The sequence below is a fragment of the Streptomyces sp. NTD107 genome, assembly GCF_059510435.1.
Genome location: NZ_JCAJZV010000017.1, coordinates 1 through 21,205 on the forward strand (window position 1 = coordinate 1; position 21,205 = coordinate 21,205).

19 protein-coding genes are annotated in these 21,205 nt (G+C 72.9%); 5 read left to right on the top strand and 14 right to left on the bottom strand.

The window, feature by feature from the left end; all coding sequences use genetic code 11:
- Positions 1-36: 36 nt before the first annotated feature.
- From AC5WRL_RS25180 to AC5WRL_RS25210, 7 genes are all read right to left on the bottom strand, one after another.
- Positions 37-639 (bottom strand): DUF7691 family protein, encoded by a 603-nt coding sequence (locus tag AC5WRL_RS25180; protein WP_496090952.1) that lies wholly within the window; start codon positions 637-639, stop codon positions 37-39.
- A gap of 9 nt (positions 640-648) precedes the next feature.
- Positions 649-1,017, bottom strand: coding sequence for a YbjQ family protein (locus tag AC5WRL_RS25185; RefSeq protein ID WP_496090953.1), 369 nt, complete (start codon positions 1,015-1,017; stop codon positions 649-651).
- A 10-nt stretch (positions 1,018-1,027) separates the two neighbouring features.
- The gene (locus tag AC5WRL_RS25190; RefSeq protein WP_496090954.1) at positions 1,028-1,855 is read right to left on the bottom strand and encodes a class I SAM-dependent methyltransferase; all 828 of its coding nucleotides are present in this window, start codon (positions 1,853-1,855) and stop codon (positions 1,028-1,030) included.
- A 31-nt stretch (positions 1,856-1,886) separates the two neighbouring features.
- Positions 1,887-2,714 carry a class F sortase gene (locus tag AC5WRL_RS25195; RefSeq protein WP_496090955.1) on the bottom strand — a complete coding sequence of 276 codons (828 nt, stop codon included), beginning with the start codon at positions 2,712-2,714 and terminating at the stop codon, positions 1,887-1,889.
- 11 nt (positions 2,715-2,725) lie between these two features.
- The gene (locus AC5WRL_RS25200) at positions 2,726-3,289 is read right to left on the bottom strand and encodes a hypothetical protein (protein ID WP_496090956.1); all 564 of its coding nucleotides are present in this window, start codon (positions 3,287-3,289) and stop codon (positions 2,726-2,728) included.
- A gap of 259 nt (positions 3,290-3,548) precedes the next feature.
- A complete protein-coding gene (locus tag AC5WRL_RS25205; protein ID WP_496090957.1) occupies positions 3,549-5,222 on the bottom strand; it encodes an ABC transporter permease in 1,674 nt (557 codons plus the stop codon).
- The gene (locus AC5WRL_RS25210) at positions 5,219-6,145 is read right to left on the bottom strand and encodes an ABC transporter ATP-binding protein (protein WP_496090958.1); all 927 of its coding nucleotides are present in this window, start codon (positions 6,143-6,145) and stop codon (positions 5,219-5,221) included. Before AC5WRL_RS25210 ends, AC5WRL_RS25205 begins: the two co-directional genes overlap by 4 nt.
- An 87-nt stretch (positions 6,146-6,232) precedes the next feature.
- On the opposite strand from AC5WRL_RS25210, the gene AC5WRL_RS25215 reads away from it, so the two are divergent.
- Complete coding sequence (locus tag AC5WRL_RS25215) at positions 6,233-6,775, top strand: GbsR/MarR family transcriptional regulator (RefSeq protein ID WP_496090959.1); 543 nt, start codon at positions 6,233-6,235, stop codon at positions 6,773-6,775.
- Between the two features lie 8 nt (positions 6,776-6,783).
- Here AC5WRL_RS25215 and AC5WRL_RS25220 read toward each other — a convergent pair whose 3' ends face one another.
- Positions 6,784-7,560, bottom strand: coding sequence for a diacylglycerol kinase family protein (locus tag AC5WRL_RS25220; protein WP_496090960.1), 777 nt, complete (start codon positions 7,558-7,560; stop codon positions 6,784-6,786).
- Positions 7,561-7,667: 107 nt separating this feature from the next.
- Between AC5WRL_RS25220 and AC5WRL_RS25225 the strand changes: the two genes are divergently transcribed.
- Positions 7,668-8,951 carry an adenylosuccinate synthase gene (locus AC5WRL_RS25225; protein ID WP_496090961.1) on the top strand — a complete coding sequence of 428 codons (1,284 nt, stop codon included), beginning with the start codon at positions 7,668-7,670 and terminating at the stop codon, positions 8,949-8,951.
- An 81-nt stretch (positions 8,952-9,032) separates the two neighbouring features.
- Here AC5WRL_RS25225 and AC5WRL_RS25230 read toward each other — a convergent pair whose 3' ends face one another.
- The 5 genes from AC5WRL_RS25230 to AC5WRL_RS25250 form a co-directional block, all read right to left on the bottom strand.
- The gene (locus AC5WRL_RS25230) at positions 9,033-11,327 is read right to left on the bottom strand and encodes a serine/threonine-protein kinase (RefSeq protein ID WP_496090962.1); all 2,295 of its coding nucleotides are present in this window, start codon (positions 11,325-11,327) and stop codon (positions 9,033-9,035) included.
- A gap of 183 nt (positions 11,328-11,510) precedes the next feature.
- Positions 11,511-13,574, bottom strand: coding sequence for a serine/threonine protein kinase (locus tag AC5WRL_RS25235; RefSeq protein ID WP_496090963.1), 2,064 nt, complete (start codon positions 13,572-13,574; stop codon positions 11,511-11,513).
- 69 nt (positions 13,575-13,643) lie between these two features.
- The gene (locus tag AC5WRL_RS25240) at positions 13,644-15,413 is read right to left on the bottom strand and encodes a protein kinase domain-containing protein (protein WP_496090964.1); all 1,770 of its coding nucleotides are present in this window, start codon (positions 15,411-15,413) and stop codon (positions 13,644-13,646) included.
- 365 nt (positions 15,414-15,778) lie between these two features.
- Positions 15,779-16,297: a MarR family winged helix-turn-helix transcriptional regulator gene (locus AC5WRL_RS25245; RefSeq protein ID WP_496090965.1), complete on the bottom strand. Its 519-nt coding sequence runs from the start codon at positions 16,295-16,297 to the stop codon at positions 15,779-15,781.
- On the bottom strand, positions 16,294-16,914 hold the full coding sequence (locus tag AC5WRL_RS25250) for a DJ-1/PfpI family protein (protein ID WP_496090966.1): 621 nt from the start codon (positions 16,912-16,914) through the stop codon (positions 16,294-16,296). The genes AC5WRL_RS25245 and AC5WRL_RS25250 overlap by 4 nt, the downstream gene beginning before the upstream one ends.
- Before the next feature lie 65 nt (positions 16,915-16,979).
- Here AC5WRL_RS25250 and AC5WRL_RS25255 point away from each other — a divergent pair, with 65 nt between their 5' ends.
- Entirely contained in the window at positions 16,980-17,639 is a 660-nt protein-coding gene (locus tag AC5WRL_RS25255) for a GntR family transcriptional regulator (RefSeq protein ID WP_496090967.1), read from the top strand.
- A 97-nt stretch (positions 17,640-17,736) separates the two neighbouring features.
- Positions 17,737-18,384 carry a putative DNA-mimic protein gene (locus AC5WRL_RS25260; protein WP_496090968.1) on the top strand — a complete coding sequence of 216 codons (648 nt, stop codon included), beginning with the start codon at positions 17,737-17,739 and terminating at the stop codon, positions 18,382-18,384.
- A 56-nt stretch (positions 18,385-18,440) separates the two neighbouring features.
- Here the strand turns inward: AC5WRL_RS25260 and AC5WRL_RS25265 are convergent, their stop codons facing one another.
- Positions 18,441-19,166 carry an SLATT domain-containing protein gene (locus AC5WRL_RS25265; protein ID WP_496090969.1) on the bottom strand — a complete coding sequence of 242 codons (726 nt, stop codon included), beginning with the start codon at positions 19,164-19,166 and terminating at the stop codon, positions 18,441-18,443.
- A 167-nt stretch (positions 19,167-19,333) separates the two neighbouring features.
- On the opposite strand from AC5WRL_RS25265, the gene purD reads away from it, so the two are divergent.
- Positions 19,334-20,590, top strand: a complete 1,257-nt coding sequence (purD, locus tag AC5WRL_RS25270; protein ID WP_496090970.1) for a phosphoribosylamine--glycine ligase — start codon at positions 19,334-19,336, stop codon at positions 20,588-20,590.
- Positions 20,591-21,205: the final 615 nt, after the last annotated feature.

Sequence of the window (21,205 nt, forward strand, 5' to 3'; positions counted from 1 at the left end):
GGTACGGACCCGTACCCGTACCCGTAGCGGATCCGGTCAGCTCATGAAGCCCATGATTCCTCTGCCGGGGTTGGCCCTGGTCCGATCGAGCCATTCAGCGATCGACTCGATGGCCTCCAGAACGTCGCCGTCCAGGGCCGCGTGCTGGTCGGGAGTGGTGGTCTCCCACTCCTCCAGGGCGCGGGCGCAGTCGGCCGCGCTCCATACTCCGTGGCCCGGGAGGTCCCCGGGGGTGGGCAGCGGATCGGGAAAATCGGCGTACGAGAACGTACTCACGTCCACCGCCTTGATGCCCAGCCGCGCCAGGCCCTCGTCCACCCGCTCCAGCCAGCCGTACTTGAACGGCGAGAAGCTGTTGTTGTTCAGCCGGCGGCCGTGGAACTCGCAGATCCGCCTGTACGCGTACCCGTACTGGAACGCGCGCGCCTCCTCGAACGGACCGCCCTCGATCACCGCGCGCAGCGCGTCGCGCGCCGTGGGCGCGCCGTGCGCTATCCGGTGCGCGAACCACTCGTCGTCATGGGCCAGTTCCCGCTCGAAACGGCCGCCCAACATCCGCCGCTGCTTCTCGTCGCCGCTGCCGACGACCCCGCGCACCAGCTCGGGGTCGACCAGGAAAAGGCTCAGCGCGTAACCCATGCCGCGAGTCTAGGAAGCGGCACTGACCACCACGACCGCCGTTCCGTACGCGCACACCTCGGTGCCGAAGTCCGCCGTGCTGACCTCGTAGCGCATGGCCAGTACCGCGTTGGCGCCGCGGGCGCGGGCCTGTTCGATCAGGCGTTCCACGGCCTGGGCGCGGGTTTCGGCGAGGGTCTTGGTCAGGCCGCGCAGTTCGCCGCCGAACATCGACTTGATGCCCGAGCCGATCTGACTGCCGAGATTGCGGGACCTGACGGTCAGGCCGAAGACCTCCCCGATGACCTGGGTGACCCGGCAGCCCGGCACATCGTTCGTGGTCACCACCAGCACCCCCGTCCCCGCGCTGGGTCCCCCGCCGAAATCCTCGATGCTCATGGCAACCACCCTAGGACGGCCGGGCGGTGATGGCGAGAAGGTGCGAGGAGGCGGCCAGCAGCTCCGGGTACCCGTCCGCGACCCGCGCCGCCGCCAGAGCGGCGGCGAACAGCGGGGAGCGGGTGAGCCGTTCGCCGGTGTGCGCCTCGACGGCCCGCAGCGCCACCCACGACGGGCCCTCCACCCCGTACACCTCGGCCCCCGGCAGCTCCGCCGCCGCCAGCTCCCCGGCCAGCCCGGCCGCCGTGTGGAAGTACGCGGTGGTGAACCGCTCCCGGCCGTTGTGCACGCCGGTGGCGAGGATGTCCCCGACCCAGGACCGTACGCTCGCGCGCTCGCCGAGACCGGCCGTGGCGGCGTTGTCGAGGAGCGGTGCGTACCGGTTGATCCCGGCCGCCGCGACCAGCCCGCCCGGCCGGGCCACGCGCCGCGCCTCTGTCAGCGCGGCCAGCCGGTCCGCCCGCGCCGGCAGGTGGTAGAGCGGGCCAAGCAGCAGCACCACGTCGTACGTGCCGTCGCCGGCCCGCAGGGCCCGCGCGTCTCCCGCCTCCGCCGTGCAGCCGGGCACTTCGGCCGCCCGCGCCACATGGCGGGGCACCGGGTCCACCACGTGGACGGTGTACCCGTCGGCCGCCAGCCAGCGAGCGTGCACCCCGGTCCCGCCGCCGATGTCCAGGACGGTCGCCGGCGCCGGGGGCAGTCGGGCGCGCAGCAGCTCCTGGGTGCGGACCAGTTCCAGCGCTCCGTCTGCCGTGCGGGTCAGCCGGCTGTTCTCGTCGGTGCGTTCGTCGTAGTACGCCAGGATGTCCGGCTCCGGCGCCAACTCCTCGGTGGTCATGGGAGAAAGACTGCCCACCACCGGCGGCCGGTCACGCCAGATGCGCGTACGCCACGATGTTGGAGTCGTAGCCCGTCGCCGCCGACCAGGCGCCGCCGCAGGTGATCAGGCGGAGCTGGGGGGTGTCGTCCGAGCCGTAGACGATGTCGCTGGGGAAGTTGTTCTTGGCGTACATCTCCACCGCGTCCACGATGAAGGTCGCCATCGTGCCGTCCTCCCGGTCGACTTCGACCGTCTCGCCCGGCTGGAGGTTCGCCAGACCGGCGAAGGCCGCCGGCCCGACGTACGTGTCGAGGTGGCCGACCAGCAGCGCCGCGCCGCGTTCGCCGGGGGAGACGCCCCCCGAGTACCAGGCGGCGCGCATCGCGTCCTCCTCGGCCGGGGTGGGCGGCCCGCCGTCCGGGTCGAGCTGGGCGCCGAAGACGTCCACGTTCGTGCCCAGGGACGGGACGCGTACCCGGGTCGGCCGGGAGCGGGGCAACGGGGCCCCGTACCCTTCCGCGCCGGTGTAGGCGGGGCCGATCGTCGGGTTCGCCTCCGCCTCGGCCGCCACCGGCCGCTGCTTGCCGAACTCGATCACCGGCTCCGGCGGCCAGATGCCCGCCGTCAGACCGACCGTCACCGCCGCCACCGCAGCCGCCACCTCGTAGCGGCGGCTGCGGCGCGCGAGCCGTTGGAACCGGGTCAGGCTGGAGGCCGGACGGTGGGCGGAGGCGTGAGCGAGACCCCGGACGCGCGGCGCCGGACGGCGCCGACCGCTCGGGGTACCCGGACGGGAACGGGCGCAGCGGTAGCGCTCGCCCGCCCGGCGTACGAGAGCGGCCGGACCGCCCAGAATGCCGCGCAGGATCTCAGTCACACCCGTGCCCATCAGTAGTAGTGGTTACCGGCGGAGCGGCGGCGGCGGGCCAGGAACACGTAGCCCACCGCGCCGGCGACGGCCAGCCCGCCACCGACCGCGAGTGCCGTGGTCTGTGCCGTGCTGCCACCGCCCGCGGTGCCACCGAAGCCGGCCCCGGCGCCACCGGACGGGGTCGCCGAGGTGAAGGTGAAGTTGGTCGTCAGGGTGACGCCATCGGCGCAGACCAGGGTGACCGGGTAGCTCTTGCCGATGGTGAGCCCGCTGGTCCTGATCTTGCCGGTGCCGACCCAGCGGCCGTCCGACTCCTTCGTGGACAGGTTGATGTCGGCCTGGAACGCCTCCGAGGTGGCGGGCCCGCCCGGCTGGCAGGTGGACCGGACGGTGACCGAGGTGCCGGCCCCGCCCGCGCTCGGGCTGACGGACAGCGGGGGGTTGGTGGTCTGGTGGCCCTTGTTGTCGCCTCCGGCGACGGCGGGCGCGGCGGCCAGGCCGAGGGTCAGGAAGGTGGCGGCGACGCCGGTGACCAGGCGGCGGCCGGTTCTGGACGTCCTTCGCGGTGACAGGAACTTCATGGGGCGATGACCTCCGGGTCGTCGGCGAACGGCACGCGCGGTGGCGTGACGGGTTGTCACCTATGCGAACAGCGGGTCATCTGATCCGCATCCGGAGTGCGTCCCTGCGGGTGCCGCATTGCTCCGTACCGGGGTACGGGTGCACCGGAGCGGCCTACAGAAGGGCCCGGTCGCCCCTCGGGGGAAAGGACGGCCGGGCGTCTGCGCGGAGGGGGGTCATCCGCACCCCTCCTCCTTCCATTGTGCTCCTTCCGGCGCCCTATGTGGTGTCCAGATCGCGCCTGCGGAAGCCCGCCAGGCCGAGCCACAGCAGGGCCGCGGCCAGTGCGGTCAGCGTCAGCAGTGCCAGCCACCCGCCGCCGTCCAGGGCCACCGCGGGCAGCCGGGGGACGTGGCCGAAGGGGGAGAGATCGTTCAGCCAGGAGGGGAAGCCGAGCAGATCCCCCAGATAGCCGCACACGAATGCGTACGCCGGCACGATCCACGCCAGGGCGCAGGCGCGCGGCAGCCAGCCGTACAGCACCGCCGCGATCCCCGCCGTGACCCACAGCGCGGGGGCGTACGCCAGCGTCGCGCCCAGCGCCTGCCACAGCAGTGCGCCGTCCGAGGTGGAAAGCGCGCCGGTGACGCCGAAGACCAGTCCGCCGATCAGCAGCACGCAGGTGCCGCCGGCCAGCGCCACCACCAGGTGCGAACCCGCCCAGCGGGTACGGGACAGGCCGGTCGCCAGCACCGGATCGGCACGCCCCGCGCTCTCCTCGGCGCGCGGTCGCAGCGCCGCCATCACCACGTACACCGCCGCCACGATCGCCGGCACGATCAGCGCCACGGAGACGAACGACTCCGTCACGCTCGCCCCGCCGGCCCGCTCCACCTGTTCGCGCAGCGCGTCGATGTCCCCGATCATCCGCTCCACGTCGCCCAGGATCGAGCCGTACATCGCGCCCAGCAGCGCCAGCCCGGCGGCGAACGCCGCCAGGACGCCCCGGTGCAGCCGCAGCGCGAAGCCCAGCGGGTGGGTCAGTGCCCGCGTGCCGGCCGGCCGGCCGAGCCGCTGCGCGCGCAGCCCGGCGCCCACATCGCGCCGTACCGACAGCGCGAACGCCACCCCCGAGGCCGTCGCCGCCAACGCCACCGACAGCAGCAGCGGCCACCAGCGGTCACCGGCGAACACATAGGTGCGCTGGGCCCATCCGATCGGTGACAGCCACGACAGCCCGCCGCCGCCCGCGCCCACGTCGCCGACCGCGCGCAGCGCGTACGCCGCCCCGATCGCGGCGAGCCCGAGCCCGGTGGCACCGCGCGCGTACGGCGTGATCTGTACGGCGACGGCGGCCAGCGCGGCGAACACCAGGCCGGTGACCGTGTGTGCCGCCCCGTACAGCAGCGCTCCGCCGCCGCCCAGCCGCGCCAGGCCGGCGGCCAGCAGCAGGCCCAGGGCGAGGTTGGCGAGGGCGGCGAGCGCGAGGGCCGCCGCCGGCTGGGCGTGCCGGCCGAGCACACCGGCCCGCAGCAGTTCGGCCCGGCCGCTCTCCTCCTCCGCCCTGGTGTGCCGCACCACGGTCAGCACGCTCATCAGGCCGACGATGACCAGTACGAAGCCGAGCAGCTGGTGCCCGAGCATCGCCCCGAAGTCGTAGTCGCCGCGCAGATAGTGGGCCGGCCCCGACATGGCGAGGCCGGCCGGGCTGTCGAGGGTGTCGGCGAGGGCCCGCCGGTCGGCGGCGTCCGCGTAGGTGCTCTCGAAGCTGGAGAGCGAGGAGAGGGTGCCCAGCGCGATGGCGCCGATCCACACCGGCAGCCGCACCCGGTCGCGGCGCAGCGCGAAGCGCAGCAGCACGCCGGTGCCGGTCAGCGGGCCGGCCGGGGCGTGCCCGGCGGTGGTCAGGACCGGTGCGGTGCCCGGGGTCGGGGCCGCTGTTGTCGCGGTCACCGGTGGGCCGCCAGTTCGTCGCCGTAGTGCCGCAGCATGAGTTCCTCCAGCGTCGGCGGGTGGCTGACCAGCGACCGGATGCCGTACCCGGACAGCTCCCGTACCGCCGCGTCGAGCCGGGCGCCGTCCACCGTGAACCGCACCTGACCGGCCGCCTCCTCGCCGCCGCGCAGATCGTGCACCCCGGCCAGCTGCCCGAGTCCGGCGGCGGCGGGCCGTTCGGTGACCGCCTCGATGGTGGTACGGGTCAGGTGCCGCATCTCGTCCAGCGTGCCGGTCTGGACGATCTTCCCGAGCCGGATGATGCTCACCCGGTCACACAGCTTCTCGACCTGGGCCAGGATGTGGCTGGAGAGCAGCACGGTCTTTCCGGCGGCCTTGGCCTGGAGGATCACGTCCTGGAAGACGACCTCCATGAGCGGGTCGAGGCCGGCGGTGGGCTCGTCCAGGAGGAGGAGTTCGGCGTCGGAGGCGAGCGCGGCGACGATGGCGACCTTCTGCCGGTTGCCCTTGGAGTAGGTGCGGCCCTTCTTCGTCGGGTCGAGGTCGAAGCGTTCGATCAGCTCGGCGCGGCGCCGCGCGTCGATCCCGCCGCGCAGCCGGCCCAGGAGGTCGATGGCCTCGCCGCCGGTGAGGGTGGGCCACAGTTCGACGTCGCCTGGTACGTAGGCCAGCCGCCGGTGCAGGGCCACCGCGTCCGCCCAGGGGTCGCCGCCGAGCAGCCGGGCGGTGCCGGTGTCGGCGCGCAGCAGGCCGAGGAGCACCCGGATGGTGGTGGATTTCCCGGCGCCGTTGGGGCCGAGGAAGCCGTGCACCTCGCCGGTGCGGACGGTGAGGTCGAGGCCGTCGAGGGCGCGGGTGGCGCCGAATCTCTTGACGAGCCCGGTGACGGCGATGGCATCGGTCGGGGTTGCCTTGGTCATGCCTTTGAATTTATCGAAGTTTCAGTAATGTGTGAAGTTAAGGAACCGTCAAGAGGCCGGGCGGCGGTGGGATGGGAGGATGAGCAGGTGAACGATCAGCAGTCACCCTCGCCCTACGACGAGGCCGTCTCCGGCTTCGTGGAACGGTTCGCCGCCGACCTCATCGAGGCCGGCATGACGCGGATGCCGGCCAGGATCTTCGCCTGTCTGATGGCCTCCGACGAGGGCATGCTCAGCGCGGCCGAGCTGGGCCGCCGGCTCCAGGTCTCCCCGGCCGCCATCTCCGGCGGCGTGCGTTACCTCGCCAACGTTCACATGGTCAGCCGCGAACGCGAACCCGGCTCCCGGCGCGAGCGCTACCGCCTCCACCACGACGTCTGGTTCGCCGCCCTCGTCCACCGCGACCCGATCATCGCGCGCTGGACCGCCAGCATGCGGGCCGGCGTCTCGATCGTCGGGGCCGGCTCCCCGGCCGGTGAACGGCTTGCCGAGACCGCCGACTTCATGGTCTTCCTCCAGGAGGAGCTGACCGGGATGCTGGAACGCTGGCGCGCCAAGCGCGCCGCCGAGGCCGCCAGTGCCACCGGCACCGGCACCGGCACCGGCCACGCCGGCCCAAGCACCGGCTAAGGCACCGGCTAAGGCACCGGCATCCGAAGCCGCAGACCGCCCGCCAGTACGGTCCAGGTACGCGCCCGGGTCGGCCCGCAGTCCATCGCGTCCGCCCGGTAACGGAACCCCTGCCCGCCCTGCCCGGTCACCGTCACCGACGCCGCCCGCACACACACCTCCGCCCCGCTCCGTACCATCACCTCGGCCAGACCGTCCGCCGCCCGCACCGACACCGCCGTCACCGGACGGTCCCCGACAGCCAGCACCCGCCCGTCCGCCTCCACCCGCAGCGGCTCGCCCCGCGCCTCCCGGGCGCCGAACCCCAACCCCCGGCGCCACCACGGCGCCCCCGGCGCACCCGGCGCCGGAATGCCCAGCGCGCCCAGCACCACATCCCCCGCGTCGTCCGTCAGCAGATCCAGCGGCCGGTCCGCCCCCGCCAGCACCGCCCGCGACGCCGCCACCGCGTCCGTCGGCACCCCGAGCCCGCGCGCCAGCGCCACCGCCGGGCCGGCCCCCACCGGCACCATCGCCAGCGGCGCCGCCGCCAGCTCACCCGCGCGATGCAGCGCCCGTACCGCCCGTACCAGCGCCCGGTCGTCCCCCACGATCACCACCCGGTGACCGCCGCGCCGCGCCAGCGCCCTCGACATCGCCTGCGGACCCTCCAGGATCCGCACCTTGGCCTCACCCGCCCCGACACCCGCGCACAGCACATCGCGCGCGATCCTTACCGATTCCCCATCCGCGCGCCGGGCCGCCGGGTCGATGACGATGAGCACCTGTTCGCCTCCCGCCCCCATCTCCCGTAAGCTCTCTGTGCAAGAGCCCCTGTCGCGATTGCGTCAGGGGTTTCGTCGATCCGGGGCAGCTTTATGTCATGTGCCCCGCTCGGAAGGGGTGTACGCCTGTGCCCGCACTTGTGCTGCTCGGCGCTCAGTGGGGTGATGAAGGCAAGGGCAAGGCCACCGATCTGCTCGGCGGTTCGGTCGACTATGTCGTGCGTTACCAGGGTGGCAACAACGCCGGCCACACGGTCGTCGTCGGCGACCAGAAGTACGCGCTGCACCTGCTGCCCTCCGGCATCCTGTCCCCCGGCTGCACCCCCGTCATCGGCAACGGCGTGGTCGTCGACCCCAAGGTTCTCTTCTCCGAGCTGGACGGCCTGAACGCCCGCGGCATCGACACCTCGCGGCTGCTCGTCAGCGGCAACGCCCATCTCATCACCCCCTACCACGAGACCCTCGACAAGGTCTCCGAACGCTTCCTGGGCAAGCGGAAGATCGGCACCACCGGTCGCGGCATCGGCCCGACCTACGCCGACAAGATCAACAGGCAGGGTATCCGGGTCCAGGACCTGTTCGACGAATCGATCCTGCGGCAGAAGGTCGAGGCGGCCCTCGACCAGAAGAACCAGCTGCTCGCCAAGCTCTACAACCGCCGCGCCATCGGCATCGACGAGATCACCGGCGAACTGCTCGGCTACGCCGACCGGTTGCGCCCGTACGTCGCCGACACCACCCTCGTCCTCAACCAGGCCATCGACGACGACAAGGTCGTGCTGCTGGAGGGCGGCCAGGGCACGCTGCTGGACGTCGACCACGGCACGTACCCCTTCGTCACCTCCTCCAACCCGACCGCCGGTGGCGCCTGTACGGGCTCGGGCATCGGCCCCACCAAGATCAGCCGGGTGATCGGGATCCTCAAGGCGTACACCACACGCGTGGGCGCCGGTCCCTTCCCGACCGAGCTGGAGGACGAGGACGGCGAGGCGCTGCGCCGCATCGGCGGCGAGTTCGGCGTCACCACCGGGCGCAACCGGCGCTGTGGCTGGTTCGACGCGGTGATCGCCCGCTACGCGACCCGGGTCAACGGGCTCACCGACTTCTTCCTCACCAAGCTTGACGTGCTCACCGGCTGGGAGCGGATCCCGGTGTGCGTGGCGTACGAGATCGACGGCCGCCGGGTCGAGGAACTGCCCTACAGCCAGACGGACTTCCACCACGCCAAGCCGGTGTACGAGTACCTGCCGGGCTGGAACGAGGACATCACCAAGGCGCGTACGGTGAAGGACCTGCCGGTCAACGCGCAGCGGTACGTGCAGGCCCTGGAGGACTTCTCCGGCGCCCCGATCTCGGCCATCGGCGTCGGCCCTGGCCGGGACGAGACGATCCAGATCAACTCGTTCCTGTAACCGAGCACAGACACCCTAACGGCCGGGGCCGGAACGCGAATCGCGTTCCGGCCCCGGCCGTATCAGTGCTCACACCGCCCGTCAGTAGAGGCTCGTGGGCTCGCCGGTCAGCGTCTCGGAACGGGTGGCGCCCTCCAGCGGCTCCAGCGTCAGCTCGTCCCCGTCGGACGACACGTGGTACGCGGGCAGCGGATCGCAGCTGCCGGCGGTCACGTCGCCCGGGCCGACGGTCATGCCGTCGCCGTTGATGTCGCCGGAGACCATCTCGAACTCCCAGGTGCAGGAGCCACCGGTGAGGGTCAGCGCGAGCGCTCCCGCGCTCGCGATGGTCTGCGGGGTCGCCGTGGCCGAGCCCTCACCCGGCACATCGATCTCCCATGCCTTGCTGACCAGCGAGTACGGCATGCCGTCCCGCTCCACGCCGGTGACCGCCGCCTCGAACTCGCCCTCCATCCCGGCGTCCGGGACGGTCCAGTGCACGTTGGAGCCGTTCATCTCCAGCGTCTGGGTGCCCAGTGCCGTGCAGGACGCCGAGCTGGGGACGGTCTCCGTCATCTCGTTGGAGAACGTCAGCACCCCGCCGGTGGTGGACAGCAACTGGCCCTCGCCCTTGCACAGCACGTCGCCGTACAGGTCCCAGGTGGTGAGGTGGGGGTTGTAGTCGTCGTCGTACCCGACCTCCATGCGGCGCAGCGCGGTGTCGCCCGAGGGGTTCTCGACCTCCGCCTCCCACGCGTTGTAGATGTCGTACGGGATCTCGCTGGTGTCGATGTCGCCCGGCTCGGGGTCCGGCTCGGGGTCCGGCTCCGGATCCGGCTCCGGATCCGGCTCGGGGGTCGGCTGCTCGCTGTGCGGCGGGGGAGTTGGGTCGGCCTGGCTGTTCTTGTCGTCGCCGGTCAGGGCCAGGGCGACGCCCACCGCGATGGCGAAGACCGCCACCGCCGCCGCGACGATGATCCAGGTGAACTTCTTGTTGCTCTGCTTCCCGCCCGGCGCGCCGGGGCCGCCCGGCGCGCCGGGGCCGACCGGGTAGCCGGTGTTCATGCCCGGATGCCCGTGCCCGTACGCCATGGGCTGCCCGCCGCCCGGACCCTGCGGGTAGCCGTAGCCGGTCTGCTGGGGCGGGTAGCCGTACCCGGGGGTGGGCTGCGCGTACGGCGACGTGGGCTGGCCCGTGCCGTACACCCCAGGCGGTGGCATCGCCGAGGTCATGGTCTGCATCGCGTCCATGCTGCCGTGGCCCTGCCCGGGGATCGGGCTCGGCGGCGGTGTGCCGGGCGCGCCCGGCACACCGGGAGGCGTCAGCTGGGTCGGCGTCGGTATGACACTCGGCGGCGGCGGGGTCACCGGGGCGCTCGGTACGGGGCTCGGCGGCGGCGACGCGGGCGCGGCCGGCACGCTCACCGAGGACGGCGGCGCCGACGGCATCGCCGGCGGCGGCGACATGGCCGGCCGCGGCGGGGCCACCAGCGGGTCCTCGGAGTCGAGCAGTTCCACGGCGTGCTTGCCGAGCTTGGCGATCAGCGCGCCCGGCAGCCACGGCTCATCGTCGCCGATCTCGTCCGCGTCGACCGTACGGCCCAGCAGCGCCTGCAACCCGGGCCGTTCACCGGGGAACTGCGCCAGGCAGTCCTCGATCAGCGGGCGGATGCCGTCCGGCACCCCGTCCAGGTTCTTCTCGTCCTGGACGATCCGCAGCATGAGGGCGTGCATGGCGCTGTTGGCGTCGCCGAACGGGGTGTGCCCGGTGGCGGCGAAGGTGAGCACCGAACCCAGACAGAAGATGTCGCTGGCCGGGGTGACCAGTTCGCCGCGGCACTGCTCGGGCGACATGAAGCCGGGCGAGCCGACGGCCGCGCCGGTACGGGTCAGCCCCTCGCCGTGCGCCTCCAGGGCCCGGGCGATGCCGAAGTCGATGACCCGGGGGCCATCGATGGTGATCATGATGTTGGACGGTTTGAAGTCCCGGTGCACCAGGCCGGCGGCGTGGATGTCACGCAGCGCCTTGACCAGGCCGTTGGCGAGGATCAGCAGGGTCCGCTCGGGCAGCTTGCCGTAGCTGGAGGTGACCACCTCGTGCAGGGACGGGCCGGCGACGTAGCCGGTCGCCACCCACGGGGTCTCGGCCTCGGTGTCGCAGTCCAGCACCGGCGCGGTGAACTCGCCGCCCACCCGGCGGGCGGATTCGACCTCCTGCTGGAAGCGGCGGCGGAATTCGGGCTGCCGGGCGAGTTCCGGCTGCACCAGTTTTACGGCCACCGTGCGTCCACGGTCGGAACGGGCCAGATAGACACTGCCCATCCCGCCGGCGCCCAATTTCCCCAGCAGCCTGTACTGGCCCACACGTTGGGGATCGGTGGGCCCGAGCGGTTTCATGCGGTGGTACTCCTCTTCGCTCGCGTAAGCCCCCTGAGGATACGGGTGCCTGTACGTATACGTGGGGACAGAAGCCGAACCGTAACCGGTTCCCGTTCTCGGGTGTGAGCTTCCGCTCCTTGCCGATTTGTGATCTGGATCTTCAAATATCGATCACATACTGATCAGTAATCCCTTGGGTCGTTATTCGCGGTAGAACTGGTACACCTTGCCGCCCGGATCGTCGACCCAGGTGACCGTGATCGTGTCGTTCGCGCCGCGTCCCACCGTCAGCCGGGGGGCGGTGAACTCGCGACAGGTTTCCAGGTCCGCCTCGGACTCCTCGGCCAGGAAGACGTCCGGGCCGAGGACGACCTCCCGGTCGAAGACCTGCGCCAGGTTGTTCTCCCACACGCAGGAGCCGCGCTCCTCGTTCCACTCGTCGTAGCTGAGCACCACGTTCCCGATGGCGCCCTCGGAGACGGTGAGCGTGGCGGACCAGGCGAGGCCGTCGTCCGAGCCCGTCCAGGTGTCCGACCACGTGCCGACCAGCAGTTCGGGCACCTGGTCGGCGCCGGCGAACTCCAGCGGGACCTCCTCGTCGGGGAGGCTGAGCGTCATACCGTCCGGCCCGGTGGCCACCAGCCGCTGCACCTCGTCGCTGTCGGAGGCGGGGCAGCCGTTCACCTGGTGGGCGGGCACGCTCCAGGCGGGCTCGGCACGGAATTCCAGCGCGTCATTCTCGCCGAACGTGCCGAAGGAGCCGAGCGTCATGTCGTACGAGCACAGCAGATCGGCGGTCACGGCGGTCAGGGTGCCGATGTGCTCGCCCTCCCCGCCCTGGGAGACATCCAGCCGCACGCCGTGCCACAGCGCTTCGCCCTCGTCGTCCTCGGTGGTGTACTCGCCCTGCCAGGAGCCCAGATACTCCTCGGGGATCTCCGGGCCGCCGGACCCGCCGCCGTTGATGAGGTTGGCGGTGACGATGCCGCCCGCGACCAGGGCGGCGAACCCGACGCAGATCCCCGCGATGGCCGGCGCCGATATCCGGCGGCCGGCCTTGGGCGGATGGGTCGCCTGGAGCGCGTACACCTGCTGCGAGGGCGGCCCGAACCCGGCCGAGGGATGCCCGTAAGGACCCGGCTGCGCGTACGGCGAGGGCATCGGACCGCCGAAGGTCTGCGGCTGCTGCGGCTGCTGCGGCTGTTGCGGCGCGGTCGGCCCGGGCGACGCGCCCTGGGCCGGTGCCGGTGGCTGGAACTCGTGCGGCTGCGGCTGCGGCTGCTGCTGGGCCGGTACGGCGGTCGCCGGGGTGGTGGGGGAGGGAGCGGGGAACGGGGCCACCGCCGGGGTGTCGACGCGGCTCAGCGGGTCCTCGGAGTCCAGCAGTTGAACGGCGTGCCGCCCCAGCTGGGCCACCAGCGCGCCCGGCAGCCACGGTTCGCCGTCCCGCTGGGCCGCCGTGTACCGCTCCAGATCATCCAACGTGGGCCGGGCCGCCGGGTCCTTCGCCAGACACGCGGCGATCAGGGCGCGCAACTCCTCCGGTATGCCGCCGAGGTCCGGCTCCTCCTCGGCGATCCGGAACATCAGAATGTGCACGCCGCTGTTCAGCGCCCCGTACGGGGTGTGCCCGGTGGCCGCGTACGCCAGCACCGAGCCCAGACAGAACACGTCGCTCGCGGGGGTCAGCCGCTGGCCGCGTATCTGCTCGGGGGACATGAACCCGGGGGAGCCGACCGTGGCACCGGTACGCGTCACGCCTTCGCCCGGCTCCGCCTCCAGCACCCGGGCGATGCCGAAGTCGATGACCCGTGGCCCGTCGATGGTCAGCAGCACATTGGACGGCTTGAGGTCGCGGTGCACCAGACCGGCCGCGTGGATGTCGCGCAGCGCCTGGGTGAGGCCGTTGCCCAGCAGCCGGACGCTGCGCGGGGGCAGCGGCCCGAAGTCGCGGCCCACCACCTGGTGCAGGGACGGCCCGGCGATGTAGCCGGTGGCCACCCAGGGGGTCTCGGCCTCGGTGTCGGCGTCCAGGACGGGCGCGGTCCAGCGACCGCCGACGCGCTGCGCGGCGGTGATCTCCAGTGCGAACCGCCGCCGGAAGTCCGCCTCCCGGGACAGCTCACCGCGGATGGTCTTGACGGCCACGGTGCGGCCCCGGTCGGAACGGGCCAGAAACACCTGGCCCATCCCGCCCTCGCCCAGCCTGGCCAGCAGCCGGTAGTCACCTATGCGCTGCGGGTCCTGTGGCGTTAGCGGGTCCATACGAAACGAACTCCCCCGTTCGGAACCTTGTTGCCTCACTGAGGATAGAGGCCCCGCAACCCGGCTCTGTCAAGCCGGGTTGACCATCCTCCGTTCCTGGAGCCGGCTCAGTCGCTGCACGAACACGAGGGCGGCGACTGAGCCGGCGAACAGCATGAACTCCCCCACCATGGTCACGGCGATCACCAACTGCGCCGACTCGATGGTCCGCACGGTCTCCCAGGAGTCCCAGCTGAGCGGCAGGTGCAGGCACGCCAGCCACAGCGCCCACAGCACCCACCAGAAGTCGACCGTCTTCATGGGCGGATACGCCTGCGGATGGCTGGCCCGCCAGATGTCCCTGGCGATGCCCCGGGGCAGGAAGAACATTCCGATCGGGATGAACCAGGCCCCGATCGCCATGCCCTTTCCGTAGCGGATCTTGCCGGGCGCGAACACCTCCGCGTTGTGCCGCACCCGGTGGAACCAGATCAGCCACACCACGACGATCGTGAACTGGAGCAGCAAGGCGCCCAGGGCGAGGAGGCCCAGTTCCGCCGCGGTGCGGCTCCCGACGATGTCCCTGAAGGCGCCGGGCTCACCGTTCCAGCCGGTCATCCGGTCGGCGATCTCCAGGTACTGGCTGAGGGAGAACGTCAGGCCCACCATCATGATCGCCAGCAGCCAGGTCAGGAGTTGCGCAAGCCCCTTGACGGGCTTCGTCCGGACCGGGCGGGCGTCCTGGCCGCCCCACCCGCCGCCGGCCGTGGGCCCGGGGGCCGCGGGGACGGGGGAGGGGATGGGCGTGGTGAGGGCCGGCCCGAACCCGCCCGGGGCGCCGGGCAGTCCGCTGTACGCCGGAGAGGCGTGCCGGCCACCCGGTGGCTGGGTGGTCGCCAGGGCGGCCGGCGCCGGTGTGTTCTGCGGCTGTGGCTGCCGGGGCTCCGGCGGCGGGCTCGGATCCTCGGAGTCCAGCAGTCGCACGGCGTGCCGCCCCAGCTGGGCCAGCACATCGGCGGGCAGCCAGGCTCCGCTCGGCGACGCGTCGCCGGTCAGCTCCAGCAGTGTCTCGACGGAGGACCGGACCTCCGGGTCCTTGTGCAGACACCCGCTGATCAGCTCGTGCAGGCGTCCTTCCGGCACCCCGTCCAGCTCCGGCTCCTCCTGCACGATCCGGTACATGAGCGCGTGCCCGCCGCTGTCGGTGGTGCCGAACGGCAGCTTTCCGGTGACGGCGTACGCCAGCACGGAGCCGAGGCAGAACACATCGCTGGCCGCCGTCAGCCGCTTCCCCATGATCTGCTCGGGGGACATGAAGCCCGGCGAGCCGATCACCGAGCCGGTACGGGTCAGGCCGCCACCGGTGACTCCGTCGTAGGCGCGCGCGATGCCGAAGTCGATGACGCGCGGCCCGTCGATGGTGATCAGCACATTGGCCGGCTTGAGGTCGCGGTGCACCAGGCCCACGGCGTGGATGTCCCGCAGCGCCTGGAGCAGCCCGGAGGCCAGCGTCAGCACCGACTTCTCGGGCAGCGGCCCGTAGTCCTCGGACACCACCTGGTTGAGGGTCGGCCCGGCGATGTAGCCGGTGGCCACCCACGGGGTCTCCGCCTCGGTGTCCGCGTCGAGCACCGGCGCGGTCCACTGCCCGCCGACCCGGCGGGCGATGGTGATCTCCTGGGCGAACCGCCGCCGGAACTCCGGCTCGCGGGCCAGGGCCGGCTGCACGGTCTTGACGGCTACGGTGCGGCCCCGGTCGGAACGGGCCAGATACACCTGCCCCATCCCGCCTTCGCCAAGCTTGCCGAGCAACTGGTAGGCGCCGATGCTGCGCGGGTCTTCGGGCGCGAGCGGTCGCATGAGCGGCGATTCCTCCCCCGGATTGTGGTCCCGAACGCCACCGAGAATAGAGGTCGACGGCCCACCGGCGTACCGCAGGAGCCTGCGAACCGCCCGAAAGGGACCGCCGGATGCCCATCGGGAGGCTCCACAACGTGCCCACCAGGCCCGACAGCACGGCCCCACCGCTGCGGCCGGGCGCCGTTGTCCCGCTCTTCACGGGACTTTCACCTCGGCCCCGGCCGCCCGGGCCCGTCATGCCGCACCACCCCAGCGGCAACCACGGCCACAGCCACCTCTCCAGCATCATGACCATCGCGGCCCGCACCCCCCGCTCGCTCTCTCACCGTCACCACGACCCTAGCCGGTGACCACGGAGAGTGACATCACTCGATCGGTGGATTCTCCGCCTCCAGCCGGTCGAGGGCGTCACTCAGCCGGCCAAGCGTCGCCAGGACCTCGGCGAACTCCCGCTCCCCGCCCAGTGCCCCGCTCAGCCGGTCGGCGAACGCCGCGTGGTCGGGCCCGATCCGGTCCATCGCCGCCCGTCCCTCCGCCGTCGGCCCGAAGAGCTTCGCCCGCCGGTGGGCCGGGTTGGGCTCGTAGGCCGCCAGGCCCCGCTCCACCAGCAGGTCGGCGATCCGCTGCACGCTCTGCCTGCTGATGCCCATGGCCCGGGCGATGCCCGACACCGGCAACGGCTCGTCCACGACCGCCCCCAGCACCTGCCACCGGGCGGCGGTCAGCCCCGCCGGCCCCGCCAGCCCCTCCGCGACCGACAGAAACTGCCCGTTCAGCCGGAAGACCGTCAGCGCCGTCCCGGAGAACAGTGCCTGCCTCCCCTCCCGCTCCCCGGCCGCCGCGTCCGCGTCCGGGCCCGCGTCCGGGCCCGCGCCCGTGCTCATGCGCCCGCCACCACCGGATACGCGCTCGGGTCCGATTCCGCGTACAGCCGGAACCACGCATCGAGCACCTCGGGGGTGAAGATCCCCAGCCGCCGGAAGATCTCCCGCGCGAACGCCTCCTGATCGGTCGGCCCCGCGGTGATCAGATCCCCGTCCGTCACGGCGTCGGTCTCCCGGTAGTGCGCGCCGCCCGCGTATCCCGTCATGGCCAGCACCTGTGCCGCCGCCCCGGTGTGCGCCCGCGCATCCAGCAGCCCCTCGCGGGCCAGCCCCAGTACCGCCCCGCAGATCGCGGCCACCGGCACCCCGGCGTCCAGGAAGCGCCGCGCGGCCGGTCCGAAGCCGGCCGGCTCGCCCTGCTCCCAGCGGTCCGACCCCGGCAGGATCAGCAGCGCGCTGTCCGCCGCGCGCAGTTCGTCCAGGGTCAGGTCCGGCAGGACGCGCAGCCCGCCCATCGTCGTCACCGGGCCGCCTCCGCCCTCGGCACCGACCGCCCGCACCCGGTAGCCGCGCCGGCTCAGCTCGGCGATCGCGTGCCCGGCTTCCCAGTCGGCGAGCCCGTCGTACGCCGCGATGTGCACGGTCCGGCGCTCCGCTTCCCTCACGTCCTCTATCATGACAGCAGCCTGTCATTTGGACAGCATGCTGTCAATCAAAACGGGGAACTGTAGTGTGGGTCGGCGTGATTCAACGCAGTACCCTGCGCGAGCAACTCGCCGACGCCCTGCGGGAAGAGATCCTGGCCGGCCGGCTGGCCCCGGGCGGTGAGTTCACCGTCCGGGAGATCGCCGAGCACTACGGCGTCTCCGCCACGCCCGTCCGCGAAGCCCTGGTGGACCTCTCTGCCCAGGGCCTGCTCGAAGTCGAACAGCACCGGGGTTTCCGCATCCGCCAGGACACCCTCGGCGACTTCGAACGCCTGATCGAGGCCCAGGCCCTCGTCACCCAGGGCCTGCTGCACCACAACCCCACCCTCGCCCTGCCCCAGGCCGACCCGGGCGACTTCACCTCCATCCGCCGCCGCGCCGCCGCCGCCCGCCAGGCCGCCCTCGGCGGCGACCTCGACATCCTCATCGGCTACGACCTGCGCTTCTGGCGCGAGCTCGACGCCCTGCTCACCAACCCCCACATCGGCGAGTTCATGGACCGCATGCGCGTACGCTGCTGGGCGTACACCGTCCCCTATCTCCGCCGCCGGCACTCCCTCAACGGCCGGCTCTGGTCCGGCCACCTCGAACTCGCCGACGCCGTCGAGCGCCGCGACGCCAAGGACACCGAGCGGCTGCTGGACGGCCACCGCTCCCACGCCCTCGCCCTGGCGGTCGAACTCACCGGACCGTGACCGCACCTTGACGGGACGGGGGCGTGACCGGGGCGACGGCGGGGGAAACCTCTCCCCACAACCTCACAACCCGACCCCTCCGAGAGAGCGTGATGCCGTGGCCTGTGATCTGTGGCTGGTCCCCCTTGTCGATGTGCTGTGCCACAGCCCCGACAACCCCTTCGCCGAAGAACTCGCCGAGTACGACCGCGCCCTGGCCGAAGCCGGCGCCCCGCCCGTCCCGGTGTACGGCTACGTGCCCGGCATGTCGGGCGACGTCGCCCCCGTCGCCGGCTTCGACTACACGGCGCTCCACCTCCTGCGCCGCGCCTACCTCCTGCGGCTCAGCGGCCTGCCCGTCACCCCGGTCGACGACCTGGACGGCGACTACGAGCAACTGCTGGAGATGTTCGAGACCGCCGCCCAGCAGACCCACCTGGTGTGGCACTTCGACCACGCGGGCGCGTACGTCCCCGTCGACTTCCCGCACCCGCTCGTCACCGACTCCCTGCTGGCCGGCGGCGGACCGCTCGGCTCCAGCCACGGCCTGCTGCGCGAACTGGAGTCGGTGGCCCCGGCCCTGGGCATCGACCCCTTCAAGCCGCCACCGAGCCCGCCGCCGCCCGGCCGCCCCACCCGGCTGGACGAACCGGCGGCGCACCACGCGGACGACGGCCCGTTCGCCCGCGAGCGCCACGTGTGGCTGGGCCTGCACGCCGCCGCGACCCGCAGCCTCGCCCAGGGATCGATGATCGTCTTCAGCTGACGGGACGGGACGGGACGGGACGGGCGGGGCCGGACGGGCGGGGCCGGACCGTACGGTCAGGGGCGCGGCCCCTCCGGGGGCCGCTGCCTGGGCATGCTCGCGCGCCCCACCGGCGCGTAACGCCCACCGCGCGCCGGCCCGTACTCCTCGTACGGCTCCGGCCGCCCGCCCGGTGCCCCCCGCGCCGGCCCGAGCTGCGCCAGCAGCGGCCCCGGCGCGCACCGGAACTCCAGCATCCAGTCGGCCGTCTCCACCCGTACCAGCTCGGCCAGATCCTCCGAGAACCGGCGCAGCACCCACAGACAGCGCTCCGCCGCCTCGCTCGCGGTGCCCTCCGCCGGCCCCAGCACCTCCCGTACGCTCTCCGCCGCCCAGTCGTACCGCAGCGTCTCCAGCCGCCGCCGCACCGCCTGCGCCGCCGCCATGTCCCGCATCCAGCCCGAACTGACCCCGAAACAGCGGTCGCACGCCGCGCACGCCGCCGCGACCAGCAGCGCCAGATACCCCCAGCCCGCCTGCGTGCCCCCCGGCCCCGGCCCGGCGAACGCCAGCAGCGGCAGCGCCGCCCCCGCCGTCAGCCCCGCCAGCATCCCGCCGCGCAGCGCCCGCGCCGCCCGCCGCTTGCGCCGCCGCGAGGCCAGGTACCACTCCACGGTGGCCAGCGCCTCCCGCTCGGCCAGCTCGTACAGCTCCACCAGCCGGTCGGCGGGCTCGCGCCAGTCGGCGGACGGGCCGTGCCGCCCGACCGGAGCGGCGCGTCCGGCGTTCTCCGGATGGCTCATCCCGCGACTCCCTGAAGAGGTACGAACGAACGAAGATCCCCTTTCTTACCCCGGAGAACGGCCCGCTCCGGACCACTTTCGGAGTAATTGCGCCCGGAAGTGGGCGACATAGGAGGGTGACTCACCCGAAGGAGTGAGCGGCCCGGGGCCGCCGATAGGCTGCTCCCGTGAGGATCCTTGTCATCGGCGGCGGTGCCCGCGAACACGCTCTGTGCCACGCCCTCTCCCGCGACCCCGAGGTGACGGCGCTGCACTGCGCGCCCGGCAACGCCGGGATCGCCGAGACCGCCACCGTGCACCCCGTCGACGCGCTGGACGGCGCGGCGGTGACCGCGCTCGCCGTCGGACTCGCCGCCGACCTGGTGATCGTCGGCCCCGAGGCCCCGCTGGTCGCGGGGGTGGCGGACCCGGTACGGGCGGCCGGGATCCCGGTCTTCGGTCCCGCGAAGGACGCCGCCCGGCTGGAGGGCAGCAAGGCGTTCGCGAAGGAGATCATGGCGGCGGCCGGGGTCCCCACGGCGCGCAGCTACGTGTGTACGACGCCGGAGCAGATCGACGCCGCGCTGGACGCCTTCGGCGCGCCCTATGTGGTGAAGGACGACGGCCTCGCGGCCGGCAAGGGCGTGGTCGTCACCGAGGACCGCGCACGGGCGCGCGAGCACGCCCTCGCGTGCGGGCGGGTGGTCATCGAGGAGTACCTGGACGGCCCGGAGGTCTCGCTGTTCGCCGTCACGGACGGCACGACGGTGGTCCCGCTCCAGCCGGCCCAGGACTTCAAGCGCGCCTACGACGGCGACGAGGGCCCCAACACGGGCGGCATGGGCGCGTACTCGCCGCTGCCGTGGGCGGCGCCCGGCCTGGTGGACGAGGTGCGGGAGTCGGTTCTGGAACCGACGGTGGCCGAACTGCGCAAGCGTGGCACGCCCTTCTCCGGGCTGCTGTACGCCGGGCTCGCGGTCACTTCGCGCGGCGTGCGGGTCATCGAGTTCAACGCGCGCTTCGGCGACCCGGAGACCCAGGCGGTCCTGGCGCGGCTGCGCACCCCGCTGTCCCGGCTGCTGTACGCGGCGGCCACCGGCGAGCTGGCCGCACTGCCGCCGCTGCGCTGGAGCGAGGGCGCGGCGGTGACGGTGGTCATCGCGTCGGAGGGGTATCCGCAGGCGCCGCGTACCGGGGACCCGATCACCGGCCTCGACGAGGTGGCGGAGCGGGACGCGCCGGACGCGTACGTGCTGCACGCCGGTACGAAGCGGGGTGCGGGCGGCGAGGTGCTGAGCGCGGGCGGCCGGGTCCTGTCGGTCACGGCCACCGGCCCCGACCTGGCGACGGCCCGCGACCGCGCCTACGAGGCGACGGCCCGGATCGGCCTGAAGGGCTCCTTCTACCGCAGCGACATCGCCGAATCGGCCGCGAAGCCGGCCTGACGGGCTCACAGGGCGCGGCGAGGCACGCGCCCCCGCCGACCGTCTGCCGCCGACCGTCTGCCGCCGACCGGCCGCCGGGCCGGCGGCGCCTCGCGGGGTGAGCCACGTCGTCCGCACGGGGGGTTCGGCCCGCTGTGCCCCGGCCGCCGCGCGGTGCTGTCGATGGAGTCGGCCGACCGGGGCCGCCGGTGGGCGGCGCGGAGTGGGGTCTCCTCGTCCACCGGGCCCGGTTCCGCCGGCCGATCGCGGGCGGGCCGCCCACCGGGCCGGGAGGCGAGGGGCGACACCGCGCCAACGGGGCGCCGGTGTCCCCGCTGCCGCTGCCGCCGGTGCCGTTTTCATGCGGTTCGTGACGACGGCCGCTTCGCCGGGGGCGGTCCCCGCCCGGGGGCGGGATCGCGTCGTGGTGGCTGGAATGTGTGGGCTTCCTTTGCCCAAAGCCCCTCCATCGGGTGACCGATGGTGCTGTCCGGCTGACGCTCGGGCCGTGCGCAACTAGGGTGCGGCGGGAGTTGTCCCGTGGTGGGGAGCCGTAGTGATCATGCGATCGGCCCACCGCGCATTGCGATGTCAGTCGTCGGTGCCACAGTGGGATGACGAGCACGATCGGGGCTG